This window comes from Rhodopseudomonas rhenobacensis, assembly GCF_014203125.1.
Lineage (GTDB): Bacteria > Pseudomonadota > Alphaproteobacteria > Rhizobiales > Xanthobacteraceae > Rhodopseudomonas_A > Rhodopseudomonas_A rhenobacensis.
This window is the reverse complement of record NZ_JACHIH010000001.1, coordinates 383460-395540: the sequence shown is the minus strand read 5'-3', so window position 1 is coordinate 395540 and position 12081 is coordinate 383460. Positions and strand designations below refer to the sequence as shown.

Genomic DNA, 12081 nt, shown 5'->3' with positions numbered 1-12081 from the left:
CGCCGAAAGCAGCGCGTCGAGGTCCACCGACCGCAGTTCGATCTGATCGCGCACCGGCTCGCGCAGCCGCGCCCGTCCTGCGTCCAACACCTTCGCCGAATGCTGAACAGAAAGCTCGGAAAACAATTCCTTCTCGGCCATCGCAGCAACTCCCTGATCGCTGCAAAATTGAATCATGCCAAAGCAGACATGCCAACCAAAATGAAAGATTCACAGGCTCTGAGGAGACCGGCGGAGCGCGATAGCGCGACGTCGGGCGTCTCGAAGGATGTGCCGCGCGTATTCGTAGCCGCATCCTTCGAGGCTCGCCGAAGACGGCGAGCACCTCAGGATGACGACGCTTAGTTCGCGTCGCCGCAATCAACGGCAACGGGAGTTGCGGTTGGTCGATCTGCCCGACCACACAACAAGCTGTCATTCCGGGGCGCGAGAGCGTAGCTCGAGCGAACCCGGAATCCAGTATCCCAGGGCGGTGAGTACTGGATCCCGGGTTCACTCGCGGCTTACGCCGCTCATGCCCCGGGATGACGGCTCTTTGTGTGGTTGGCCGCAACTTCTCTCACGAATGACCAACGCGCACGAAGGCGGGAATGACCGGCGCGCACGAAAGCGGGTTAGTTCCTCAGCGGATTAGCTCCGCCGCCTTGCATTGACCGCGATCGCCAGCAGCGCGCGCTGCGCGATCACCGGGGCCAGCGCATTCTGCTTGCGCATCTCCAGCGCGGCGGCCCCGAGCTGATCGACGATCGCCAGCAGCCGCGGCGCGGTGAAATTGCGCAAGCCCGCTTCGACGATCGCCTTCCTGGAAAAATGCAGCCGCGGAAAGCCGCCTTCGACGGCGGAGGATTCCGAAGCGCCGGCGTCGACCGCGAGCGCCGCCTTGTGCATCAGGGCGGCGTGGCGCTGCGCCGCCATCATGATGCTGCCGGGATTGGAGCCGGCGTTCATCGCCTTGGTGAACTCGGTTTCCACCAGCGACGGCTTGCCGGCAAAGGCGCCGTCGATCACCGGATCGAGCTTCAGTTCGGACGCGTCCGCCACCACCGCCATCACGTCGTCCAGCGTCACCTCGCTTTGGCCGTGGGCGTACAGCACCAGCTTGCGCACCTCGTTGCGCGAGGCCTGGCGGTCGCCACCGAGCAGCGACACCAAGAGCGCGCGGACGTCCGGCGCGATACGCAGATTGGCGTTGCGGAATTCGTCGTCGACCAGTTTGGCGAGGTCGCGTTCGCCGTCGGTGTAGCAGCCGATCGCCACCGCGGTCTTGGCGCGCTCGCAGGCCTTGCGCAACGCTGCGTCGGGCTTAAGGTCGCCGGCCTCGATCACGATCCGGCAATCCTTCAGCGCGGAATCGGCCAGCGTCTCGACGCCGCTGACGAAATTCTTCGAGCCGGCGCGCACCCGGATGGCGCGACGGCCGCCGAACATCGGAATCGTCATCGCCTCGTCGACCAGGCGCGACGGCTCGGCGGCGAGTTCGTCGCCGTCGAGGCGCACGGTAGAAAACGGATCGGAAGGATCGTCGACCGCGGAGGCGATCAGCGCCTCGGCGCGCTCGCGCACCAGGCCGGCGTCGGGGCCGTACAGCAGAATGATCGGACGGCCGGAGTCCGGCCGGGCGAGAAAACTATCGACTTCTCGTCCGCGCAGCGCGACCATCACAAGCCTCTTTGGATCAGAATCGAAACTGGTGCATCGGCGACGGCAGCCTGCTCCCTCTCCCATGGGGAGAGGGGTGGGGCGAGGGGTTACGATCCCTCGATAGGTCTTAACCCCTCACCCGACCGACTTCGCTTCGCTACGCCGGTCGACCTCTCCCAAAGGGAGAGGTGAAGCAACCTCGCGGCCAGGTTCGTCGTTGCTAATCGCCGCCGAGCCGATCGCCTAGATGCCGGCGTAGAAGAACGATGCCAGCCGGGTCTGGATGTTCTCGGCGATTTCCTGCGAGGCGCGATCCTCGGCGTCGCGGAACGCGCGTTGCCGCGCGAAGCGCTGCATCTGGCCGGGGACGTCGTAGGACACCCGCGCGAACGTGTTGCCGGTGAGGATCACCTTGTCGGTGGCGTTGTCTTTCAGCACGAAGAACGCATCGATGCCGTAGTTCTCGATCGACGGCAGCGCGGTCGACGGATCGACGATCAGCGAGGACCGCGAGGTGACGAGCTTGATCTCCAGCCGATGCGTCGGCGGCATGCCGGTGGCATTGCCGTAGAGCTTGAACATCAGCGCATTGCGGATCTCGACGCCGAGCCGCGCCACCCGCGAGCCGTTCGGCGCGTCGACCGCCGGAACCTCGATGCTGGCCAGCTTGTCGCGCAAGCCCGGCGCGCCGGCGCTACGCTCGGCATACATCGGCTGGAAACAACCGGCGGTCAGCGCGGCCAATGCGGCGACGACGATCAGTCGGGCGGCAAGGCGGGGACTAGCCCACGACATTCACGATCCTTTGCGGAACAATGATAATCTTGCGGACAGGTTTTCCATCCAGGGCCTGTTTTACCGCATCGAGCGCCAAAACGGCAGCCTCAATTTGCGGATTTTGCGCATCCCTGGCCACTGTGACTTCCGCGCGCTTCTTGCCATTGACTTGAACAGGTAGCGTAATGCTGTCCGAGACCAGCAAGCCGGTCTCGATCTCCGGCCAGCGTGCTTCCGACACCAGGCCGCTATGGCCGATCGTGCTCCAGCACTCCTCCGCCAGATGCGGCATCATCGGCGCGATCAACAGCACCAGGATGTCGACCGCCTCGCGCGCCGCCGCGGCCAGCACCGGATCGGCGGCAAGGCCTTCCGGCGCGTTGGCCAGCATGGTCTCGAGGTCGCCGACATAGATATAGAGCTTGGCCACCGCGGTGTTGAAGCGCAGCCGGTCGATGCCGCCGAGAATGTCGGACAGCGCCCGGTGCGCCGCGACCCGCAGCGCCTGCGCGGCGGGGTGATTCGCGGCGTCGACCTTGCCGCCCGGCGCCGGCAGATGCGGCGCCAGCGTCGACACCAGCCGCCACACCCGCTGCACGAAGCGGCTGGCGCCCTTGACGCCGTCCTCGCTCCAGATCACGTCGCGATCCGGCGGCGAATCCGACAGCATGAACCAGCGCGCGGTGTCGGCGCCGTAGCTGCCGATGATGTCGTCGGGGTCGACGGTGTTGCGCTTAGACTTCGACATCTTCTCGATCGGGCCGATCTCGACCGGCTGACCGCTGTCCAACAGGCTGGCCTGCCGATTGTCGCCGTCGGCGAGAATGCGGATTTCCGCCGGCGAGGCGAACGTGCCGTCGAGCGTCTTGTAGGTCTCGTGCACCACCATGCCCTGGGTGAACATGCCCCGGAACGGCTCGTCGAAGCCGACATGGCCGGTGGCCTGCATCGCCCGGGTGAAGAACCGGCTGTACAACAGATGCAAAATCGCGTGCTCGACGCCGCCGATATATTGGTCGACCGGCATCATGCGGTCGACCACCGCGCGGGTGGTCGGCTCTTCGGTATTCCACGGATCGGTGAAACGCGAGAAGTACCAGGACGAATCGACGAAGGTGTCCATGGTGTCGGTTTCACGCCGCGCCGGGCCAGCGCATTGCGGGCAGGCGACATGCTTCCAGGTCGGATGGCGGTCGAGCGGATTGCCCGGACTATCGAATTCGATGTCGTCGGGCAATTGCACCGGCAGATCCTTGATCGGCACCGGCACCACGCCGCAGACCTCGCAATGGATCACCGGGATCGGGCAGCCCCAATAGCGCTGCCGCGAAATGCCCCAGTCGCGCAGCCGGAAATTGATCTCGCGTTGGCCCCAGCCGTCGCGCTCGAAGATCTCCAGCGAGCGCGCCATCGCCTGTTCGCAGGTCATCACGCCGGGTTCGCCGACCCAATGCACATATTGCACGGTTTCGGTCTTGGCCGGCACGAAGGCTGTGTCCTGCACGCTCTCGTCGCTGCCGAGCGGCTTGAACACGTCGATCACCGGCAGCCCGTATTTGCGGGCGAAGTCGAGGTCGCGCTGGTCATGCGCCGGACAGCCGATGATGGCGCCGGTGCCGTAATCCATCAGCACGAAATTGGCGATGTAGAGCGGCAGATGCCAGGACGGGTCGGCCGGATGCGCGGCCTTGATGCCGGTGTCGAAGCCGAGCTTTTCGGCGGTGTCGATCTCGGCCTGCGAGGTGCCCATCTTGCGGCACTGTTCGTTGAAGGCGGCGATTTGCGGATTCGTTTCAGCCAGCGCCTTGGCGAGCGGATGATCCGGCGAGATCGCCGCGAAGGTCGGGCCGTACATGGTGTCGGGCCGGGTGGTGAACACCGGCAGCGTATCAAATCCCTCCGGCGCGCCGACCAGGCCGAAATTGAAGCGCAGCCCTTCGGACTTGCCGATCCAGTTGCGCTGCATGATGCGCACCTTGTCGGGCCAGCGGTCGAGCCGGTCCAGCGCGCTCAACAGATCGTCGGAATATTTGCTGATCTTGAAGAACCATTGCGTCAATTCGCGCTGCTCGACCAGCGCGCCGGAGCGCCAGCCGCGGCCGTCGATCACCTGCTCGTTGGCCAGCACGGTGTTGTCGACCGGGTCCCAGTTGACTTTTGATTGCTTGCGCTCGACCAGCCCGGCGGCCAGGAAATCGACGAACATCCGCTGCTGGTGCTTGTAGTAGCCGGGATCGCAGGTGGCGAATTCGCGCGACCAGTCCAGCGACAGCCCCATCGATTTCAGCTGCGCCTTCATGGTGGCGATGTTGGCGTAGGTCCAGGATTTCGGGTGCACCTTGTTGGCCATCGCGGCGTTTTCCGCCGGCATGCCGAACGCGTCCCAGCCCATCGGATGCAGCACGTTGTAGCCGCGCGCCCGCATCGTCCGCGCCACCACGTCGCCCATCGTGTAGTTGCGCACGTGGCCCATGTGGATCCGGCCGGACGGGTAGGGGAACATCTCCAGCACGTAGTATTTCGGCCGCGGATCGTCGTTCTTGGTGGCGAAGATCGCGTGGTCGTCCCACTGGCGTTGCCAGCGCGGCTCGGATTCGCGGGCGTTGTAGCGTTCGTTGATCATGGGCTGTTCGAAGACTGGCCGGCCGGTTCAAGCGCCTGTGGCAGCAAAAGGAGGATGCGCGAATGAGGTCGCAAACCGGTGCTCGCTCGGCGCGTGAGGCGGGCGACTAGGCCACAAAAGCCGGTGGCGGGTCAATGGCTTGCGACAAGCCGCGAGACGGTGCCGGGTTGCCTGGCGGGCTTGCCTCAGCTCGCCATCGACAGCCCGGAATCCGAACCGCGGACGAAACCGTGCTCGACCACGGCGTTGCGGCCGCGATGCTTGGCGGCATACAGCGCCGCGTCGGCCGCCTCGATCAGGTCACGCGGCGCATTGGCCGGGTGCGGCACGGTGCGGGCGACGCCGACGCTGACCGTCACCTGCTGGAAAATGCTGGTCTGGTGCGGAATGGCGAGGTGGGCGATGGCGCTGCGCACCATTTCGCCGACCTCGGAGGCGCGGTCCGCCTCCGCCAGCAGCAGGCAGAACTCCTCGCCGCCGTAACGCGCGGCAAAGCCGCCGATCTCGTTGGCGATCGCCGCCAGAGTTTCGCCGATCCGGCTGATGCAGGCGTCGCCTTCGGGATGGCCATAGGTGTCGTTGAACGGCTTGAAATGGTCGACGTCGATCATCAACAGCCCGACATCGGAGCCGTTCTGCTCGGCCTTCATCCATTCGAAGTCGAGCCGGCTCTGGAAGCCGCGGCGGTTGGCGAGCCCGGACAAGACGTCGATCGAGGCCATCACGGTGAGGCGGTTGTTGATCGCCACCAAGCCGCGCTCGCGCTCCACCAGATGCGCCGCCATGGCGTTGAAGGCCCGCGCCAGCGGCACGAACTCCGACGGCAGCTGCTTGCGGCAGACCCGCGCCGACCAATCGCCCTGGCCGAATTTCTGCGCCACCTCGGTCATCAGGTTGATCGGCTTCACGATCAGCCGTTCGGCGGCGATCAAGGCGCCGAGCAGCACGATGAAGCAGACCAGGAACAGCTGCAGATAGGCGGTGCGGATATCGCGGTTGATGCCGGCCGACACCTTGGTCTCGTCGACCGCCACCACCAGCCGCGCCGTGGTGCCGCGAATCGGCGCGAAATACACCGCCCGGTTGTTGGCGGGAGGCTCCGCGAAGAACGCCCGCTCCTCGGCGCCGAGATCGTTGACGCCGGAGCCGACCGGCTCGGCCGGAGCGGAGAACGGGCGGCCGATCAGCTCCATCTGGTCCGGCGGGGCCGCCAGCACGGTGCCGTCGCCGTCGACCAAAGCCGCGGTGACGCCGGGGCGGCCGGCGAGGTTGCCCATCACCCCCGACATCCAGTCGAGGTTGAGGCCGGCGACCACCACGGCCTCTTCGCCGCCGTCGATCGCCGACACCGGATAGGCCGCCAGGATGGTGCCCTTGGCGGTCTGCCGGCCGACCAGGAAATCGCTGACCACGAAATCGTGGGTCTCGATCGCCCTTTTGAAATAGGCGCGGTCGCTGATGTTGGTGCCGACGAAGATCGCCGAGGTCGAACAGCGCACGATGCCGTCGGCGCCCGCCACCATCAGCATGCGGATCGACGGCAGGTCGACGCGCAGGCTGGCGCGCAGCGTGGCGCAGCCGCGGCCGATCCGCGACGCCGAGGCGTGGATATAGGCGGACGACTTCAGCACCGCCTCGACCGAGGAAATGATCTCGCGTTGCGAGGCGGCGGTGCGCTCGGCCAGCGCCGCCAGTTCGCTGGACGCCATCGTCACCTGCTTGACGCGGGTGTCCTCCAGCGAGCGGATCCGTTCGACCATCAACGGGCCGACCAGAATCAGCGCCAGCAGCACCAGCCGGGCGCGAATTCCGAATATGCCCTTGAGTTTCGCCTTTTTGCGGTTGAGACCGACGCGTGACATCTTCATCCCCATTCCCCGCCGGATAGGCTATGGGAAAGGGTTCAAGAAGCCTTTCTGCAATTCGCTACAATTCGATCCATCCCCGTAGCATTACCTAGGTTCAACTGCCTTGATCGGGTCCGCAGCCGTCGTCCGAAGTCCGGAAATGTTCTGTTTACCATCGGTGCCGACGCGCCGGGCGGGAGCGCCGGCATGAGCGACGCGGCGGGACTGGCCGAGGTCGAGCGGCAGATCGCGCGGGCCTGCGCCGATGCCGGCCGCGGGCGCGCCGACGTGACGCTGATCGCGGTGTCGAAGACGTTCGAGGCCGAGGGCATCGCCCCGGTGCTCGAGGCGGGGCAACGGGTGTTCGGCGAAAACCGCGTGCAGGAGGCCAAGGCAAAATGGCCGGCGCTGAGCGCGGCCTATCCGGGCGTGCAGTTGCATCTGATCGGGCCGTTGCAATCCAACAAGGCCAAGGAGGCGGTGGCGCTGTTCGACGCCATCCATTCGGTGGACCGGCCAAGCCTGTGCCAGGCGCTGGCCAAGGAAATCGCCGCGCAGGGTCGTGCGGTCGAGCTGTTCGTGCAGCTCAACACCGGCGAGGAGCCGCAAAAGGCCGGCGTGGTGCCGGCCGAGGCCGACGCGTTCATCAAAGCCTGCCGCGACACTTACGGGCTGACGATCGCCGGGCTGATGTGCATTCCGCCGGTCGACCAGGCGCCGGCGCCGCATTTCGCGCTGACCGCCAAGATCGCCGCCCGCAACGGCCTGACCAAGCTGTCGATGGGGATGAGCGCGGATTTCGCCGTCGCCATCCAGTTCGGCGCCACCCATGTGCGGGTCGGCTCGGCGATTTTCGGGCATCGGTGATTGCCGGCTGTCGTGAGTCGTCATCCTGAGAGCCTGTGAATCTATTAGATTTTGCGTTTTTCGAGTTGAGTCAAATCAAGCACTTAGCTGCCACAAAGACGCTGAAATTCGAATAGATTCACAAACTCTGAGGTGCTCGCCGCACTTGCGGCGAGCCTCGAAGGATGACGAACGACGGTGCCTGCGGCCCATCCTTCGAGACGCCCGGCTTCGTCCTTCGGACTTCGCCGGGCTCCTCAGGATGACGCGACCCGCGTGTGAAGGCTCACCCGATCACAATCCTGGTCCGCGGCCCGATCCGCGCCAAGAGCCGCAGCAGCGCGCCGCGGCGCATCGCCACGCAGCCGGCGGTCGGGCCGAAATTGTCGCGGGCGAGATGCAGGAACACCGCACTGCCCCGCCCGGCCACCCGCGGCCCCGCGTTGTGGTCGATTTCGATAATAAGATCATAGAGATGATCGTCGCGCCGGAGCCGATCCCCGGGGCCGCCGGGCGGCCGCCGGACCGGCTGGTTGTAATGCCGGTCGGCGGGGTCTTCGCACCAGGTGTCCTGCGCGGTGATCGGGCGTACCGGCAGAAACGTCGGCGGCCGCGGCAGCCGGTCGGCGCGCCACCACAGCCGTTTGGGGTGAAAGCTGCCGCGCGGCGTGCCGCCGTCGCCCTCGCGCTTGTTGGCCTTGAGGCCGCTTCGGCCGAGCGCGACCGGGATGGTGATGCCGCCGGCGGTCAGCCAGCCGCGTTGCGGGTTGCCGGCGGCGGCGTGGACCAGCACCACGGAGAGCGCGGCGCCGCGCTTCGGCGGGTGCCGCAGAATCGGACGAATCGTCGATAAAGTAACGGGTTGCACCGGATCGCGGGCTTTCCTGCGGTCGCCGCGAACTAAAATTTCACGGCTGTGGAGTTATATTTGGCGGCAAACGTTCCTATCTGGACCACACTACCCCAGCGAATCGCCGCTTGGGAGCGCGATCCGACGAAGGCCCCCGCTCGTCCCGACGCGATCCCGACGCCGCCCAAAGGACCTCATCGATGCCGAACGCTCGCAAGATCCTGATCGTGGACGACGACAACGACCTGCGCGACGCGCTGGTCGAGCAATTGTCGCTGCACGAGGAGTTCGAAGCCTCGGCGGTGGATACCGGCGCCAAGGGGGTGATCGCCGCCAAGGCCGAATCGCCCGACCTGGTGCTGATGGATGTCGGGTTGCCGGATACCGACGGTCGCGAGGTGGTGCGCAGCCTGCGCAAGGGCGGCTTCAAGGCGCCGATCATCATGCTGACCGGCCACGACACCGACTCTGACACCGTGCTCGGGCTGGAATCCGGCGCCAACGACTACGTCGCCAAGCCGTTCCGTTTCGCGGTGTTGCTGGCGCGGATCCGCGCCCAGCTGCGCCAGCACGAGGCCAGCGAAGACGCGGTGTTCACGGTGGGCCCCTACAGCTTCCGCCCCGGCTCCAAGATGCTGACCGGCGCCAACGCCAAGAAGGTGCGGCTGACCGAGAAGGAAACCGCGATCCTGCGCTTCCTGTATCGCTCCGGGCTGTCGCCGGTGTCCCGCGAGACGCTGCTGCAGGAGGTGTGGGGCTACAATTCCGGCGTCACCACCCACACGCTGGAAACCCACATCTACCGGCTACGCCAAAAGATCGAGAAGGACGCGGCGAATCCGGAGATCCTGGTCACCGAAGCCGGTGGCTACAAGCTGGTGCCGTGATACGATTCGGGCGCCGATTCGCTTTTTAGCGAACATTGTCCCTGCGTCCCGATCAGCCGGTCCTTGATGTCGATCGAAGATGATGTTGCCCTGCTCGAGCGCGTCCCGACATTGCGCCTGTTGGGCGACGCCTCGCTACGCATGCTGGCGATCGGCTCCGATCAGCACGTCTATGCCCGCGGCGACGTGCTGTTCAGCGCCGGCGACACCGCGGATGCCGGCTATGTGGTGCAGCGCGGCTCGTTCAAGATCAGCGCCGACGACGCCGGCAGCCACGAGATCATCGCGCAGCCCGGCGCGCTGATCGGCGAACTGGCGCTGCTGCTGGCGATGCCGCGGCCCTCCACCGCGGTGGCGCAGGAATATTCCTCGGTGATTCGCATCGGACGCGGGTTGTTTCAGCGCGTGCTGGAAGCCGATCCCGCCGCCGCCGTCCGGCTGCGCGACGAATTCGCCGCCCGCACCACGAGAATCGCCAGCGAGATTTCCAAGGCTGGGGCGAAGCTGGGGTCGTAGCAGCCCTCTCCTGTTCACTTCTCCCCGCTTGCGGGGAGAGGTCGACCCGGCGTAGCGCAAGCGAAGCCGGGTCGGGTAAGGGGCGCCTCGACAAGGAAGAGCCCCTCACCCCACCCCTCTCCCCGCAAGAGCGGGGCGAGGGAGCGCGCTGCCGTCGCCGCGGCTTCAGCATCCTACTTCACGACACGGCTTCGGCATACTGATTCGGCACTGAGGCAAGCTACGCTTCCACTACAACTCCATCACCACCGTCACCGGCACATGGTCGCTCGGGCGGTCCCAGCCGCGGGCGTCGCGCAGCACCTTGTAGTCCTGCACGCAGGGCCCGAGCGCCGGCGACACCCAGATATGATCGAGCCGCCGTCCCCGATTGGCGATCGTCCAATCCGCGGCGCGGTAGCTCCACCAGGTGTAGATTTTTTCCGACAGCGCAATGCGTTCGCGCGCGACGTCTAGCCAGCCGCCCTGATGCTGCGCGGCCAACAGCTTCTCGCATTCGACCGGGGTATGCGACACCACTTTAAGTAATTGCTTGTGCGACCAGACGTCGTGCTCATGCGGCGCGACGTTGAGGTCGCCGACCAGGATGTGCCGGGCGTCGCCCTGCGGATGCAGCGGTTCGCAACTCTTCATCTCGTCGAGGAAGGCGAGCTTGTGCTTGAACTTCGGATTGAGCGCGGGATCCGGAATGTCGCCGCCGGCCGGCACGTAGAAATTATGCACCACCAGCGGCGACGCGGTGTGCTCGGGCGCGAACGCCACCGAGATGTGCCGGGAATCCAAATTCTCGCAGAACACCCGGATGTCGGTGGAGGCGAACGGCAGGCGCGAAACGATCGCCACGCCGTGGTAGCCCTTCTGCCCGTTCAGCGCGACGTGCTCATAGCCGAGCCGCTTGAACCGCTTCAGCGGAAAGGCGTCGTCGGGGCATTTGGTTTCCTGCAGGCACAGCACGTCGGGCCGCTCGCTCTTGAGAAACTTCGCCACCAGATCGATGCGCAGCCGCACCGAATTGATATTCCAGGTCGAGAGCGAAAAGCGCATGGGGATCCGATCGCGTAAAACGAGGAGGCCTCATCCCGAGGCGCGCGCCCCTGCGCGCGTCTCGAGGGATAAAGCTTGGATGGCGCTAGAGACTCTTTGAAATGGATTGATGCGCTCGCCCAAAACTCACGACGTCATTCCGGGGCGCGAGCAGCGAAGCTGCGAGCGAGCCCGGAATCCATAACCCCGGCAGGAGTATGGATTCCGGACTTGCTCGTTCTTCGAACTCGCAATCCGGAATGACGGCTGTGGTCTTGATTGGACGCCTCAAAACGAAAACGCGCTACCCCGGCGGGGTCGCGTAGTTGGTGAAGTCGATCTTGAACATGCCGGGATCGGGCCGCTTGGTGGCGTCGAGATTGTACACCGCGACGGTGGTGTCGTAGCCCTGCGGATCGGTCACAGTCCATTGCTTGAGCTGATTGTCCTTGGCGCCGATCATCAGCATCAGCCGGCTGGTGCCGACCAGCACCTGCTTTTCCTCGATCACCACCGAGATGAACAGATCGTCGGCGGTGACGCTGACCACGTTGGTATCGCGCAGCAAGTCGATACGGTCGCTGAGCAAGTAGCGCAGCGGGGTCTGCGATAGCGGATAGATGTCCTGGGTGGCGAGCTTGCGGTCGCGCACCGCCACCGAGGAGCCGTCGGCGATGATCGCGATCGGGCTCGGCTCGTCATATTCGAAGCGCACCTTGCCGGGCTTCTGGATGTAGAAGTCGCCCTTGGTGCGGCTGCCGTCGGGCCCGACTTGGACGAAGTTGCCGACCAGCGTCGAGAGCGACGACAGATAGCTGCTGACCTTGGCGGCCTGCGCCTTCTGCGCCGCGTCGAAGGTGACGAACAGCGGGCTCGGCACGTTGCGGCGCGGATCGGGAATCACCGGCTCCGGCGGCGCCTGGGTGGCGGCGCTCGAGGGACCCCGAGTGGGAGTGGTGGTGGCGGTGAGCTGGATGCCGTCGCGCGGCTTCGGCGACGGCTTCGGCAACGGCACGGTCTGCGCCGCGACCGGCCCCGCCAACAGCCCGAGCGCCAGCGCCAGCGCCAGCG

The 12081-nt window shown here is 65.8% G+C and carries 10 protein-coding genes and 1 pseudogene; 3 read left to right on the top strand and 8 right to left on the bottom strand.

Annotated elements, in window-relative coordinates:
* From HNR60_RS01880 to HNR60_RS01860, 5 genes and pseudogenes are all read right to left on the bottom strand, one after another.
* A pseudogene (locus HNR60_RS01880) lies at positions 1-141 on the bottom strand (IS5/IS1182 family transposase); the annotation flags it as partial.
* A gap of 489 nt (positions 142-630) precedes the next feature.
* Positions 631-1659: a DNA polymerase III subunit delta gene (gene holA, locus HNR60_RS01875; protein ID WP_184253623.1), complete on the bottom strand. Its 1029-nt coding sequence runs from the start codon at positions 1657-1659 to the stop codon at positions 631-633.
* Positions 1660-1884: 225 nt separating this feature from the next.
* On the bottom strand, positions 1885-2436 hold the full coding sequence (gene lptE, locus HNR60_RS01870) for an LPS assembly lipoprotein LptE (protein WP_184253621.1): 552 nt from the start codon (positions 2434-2436) through the stop codon (positions 1885-1887).
* Positions 2423-5041: a leucine--tRNA ligase gene (gene leuS, locus HNR60_RS01865; protein ID WP_184253619.1), complete on the bottom strand. Its 2619-nt coding sequence runs from the start codon at positions 5039-5041 to the stop codon at positions 2423-2425. The genes lptE and leuS overlap by 14 nt, the downstream gene beginning before the upstream one ends.
* 185 nt (positions 5042-5226) lie before the next feature.
* Positions 5227-6903, bottom strand: coding sequence for a GGDEF domain-containing protein (locus HNR60_RS01860; RefSeq protein ID WP_184253704.1), 1677 nt, complete (start codon positions 6901-6903; stop codon positions 5227-5229).
* A 192-nt stretch (positions 6904-7095) separates the two neighbouring features.
* Between HNR60_RS01860 and HNR60_RS01855 the strand changes: the two genes are divergently transcribed.
* Positions 7096-7755, top strand: a complete 660-nt coding sequence (locus HNR60_RS01855) for a YggS family pyridoxal phosphate-dependent enzyme (protein ID WP_184253611.1) — start codon at positions 7096-7098, stop codon at positions 7753-7755.
* A gap of 265 nt (positions 7756-8020) precedes the next feature.
* On the opposite strand, the gene HNR60_RS01850 is transcribed toward HNR60_RS01855, so the two are convergent.
* A complete protein-coding gene (locus tag HNR60_RS01850; RefSeq protein WP_184253694.1) occupies positions 8021-8578 on the bottom strand; it encodes a L,D-transpeptidase family protein in 558 nt (185 codons plus the stop codon).
* A 206-nt stretch (positions 8579-8784) separates the two neighbouring features.
* On the opposite strand from HNR60_RS01850, the gene HNR60_RS01845 reads away from it, so the two are divergent.
* Together HNR60_RS01845 and HNR60_RS01840 are read left to right on the top strand one after the other, a co-directional pair.
* Positions 8785-9471 (top strand): response regulator transcription factor, encoded by a 687-nt coding sequence (locus HNR60_RS01845; RefSeq protein WP_011470763.1) that lies wholly within the window; start codon positions 8785-8787, stop codon positions 9469-9471.
* Positions 9472-9537: 66 nt separating this feature from the next.
* On the top strand, positions 9538-9987 hold the full coding sequence (locus HNR60_RS01840) for a cyclic nucleotide-binding domain-containing protein (RefSeq protein WP_184253609.1): 450 nt from the start codon (positions 9538-9540) through the stop codon (positions 9985-9987).
* Between the two features lie 231 nt (positions 9988-10218).
* Here the strand turns inward: HNR60_RS01840 and HNR60_RS01835 are convergent, their stop codons facing one another.
* Positions 10219-11031: an exodeoxyribonuclease III gene (locus tag HNR60_RS01835; protein WP_184253608.1), complete on the bottom strand. Its 813-nt coding sequence runs from the start codon at positions 11029-11031 to the stop codon at positions 10219-10221.
* Positions 11032-11314: 283 nt separating this feature from the next.
* A complete protein-coding gene (locus HNR60_RS01830) occupies positions 11315-12079 on the bottom strand; it encodes an outer membrane lipoprotein carrier protein LolA (protein WP_184253692.1) in 765 nt (254 codons plus the stop codon).
* Between the last annotated feature and the right edge of the window lie 2 nt (positions 12080-12081).

What these genes read in the sequence shown, in the direction of transcription:
- holA (WP_184253623.1), bottom strand. Translation starts at nt 1,659, where the DNA reads ATGGTCGCGCTGCGCGGACGAGAAGTCGATAGTTTTCTCGCCCGGCCG.
- lptE (WP_184253621.1), bottom strand. Translation starts at nt 2,436, where the DNA reads ATGTCGTGGGCTAGTCCCCGCCTTGCCGCCCGACTGATCGTCGTCGCC.
- leuS (WP_184253619.1), bottom strand. Translation starts at nt 5,041, where the DNA reads ATGATCAACGAACGCTACAACGCCCGCGAATCCGAGCCGCGCTGGCAA.
- HNR60_RS01860 (WP_184253704.1), bottom strand. Translation starts at nt 6,903, where the DNA reads ATGTCACGCGTCGGTCTCAACCGCAAAAAGGCGAAACTCAAGGGCATA.
- HNR60_RS01855 (WP_184253611.1), top strand. Translation starts at nt 7,096, where the DNA reads ATGAGCGACGCGGCGGGACTGGCCGAGGTCGAGCGGCAGATCGCGCGG.
- HNR60_RS01845 (WP_011470763.1), top strand. Translation starts at nt 8,785, where the DNA reads ATGCCGAACGCTCGCAAGATCCTGATCGTGGACGACGACAACGACCTG.
- HNR60_RS01840 (WP_184253609.1), top strand. Translation starts at nt 9,538, where the DNA reads ATGTCGATCGAAGATGATGTTGCCCTGCTCGAGCGCGTCCCGACATTG.
- HNR60_RS01835 (WP_184253608.1), bottom strand. Translation starts at nt 11,031, where the DNA reads ATGCGCTTTTCGCTCTCGACCTGGAATATCAATTCGGTGCGGCTGCGC.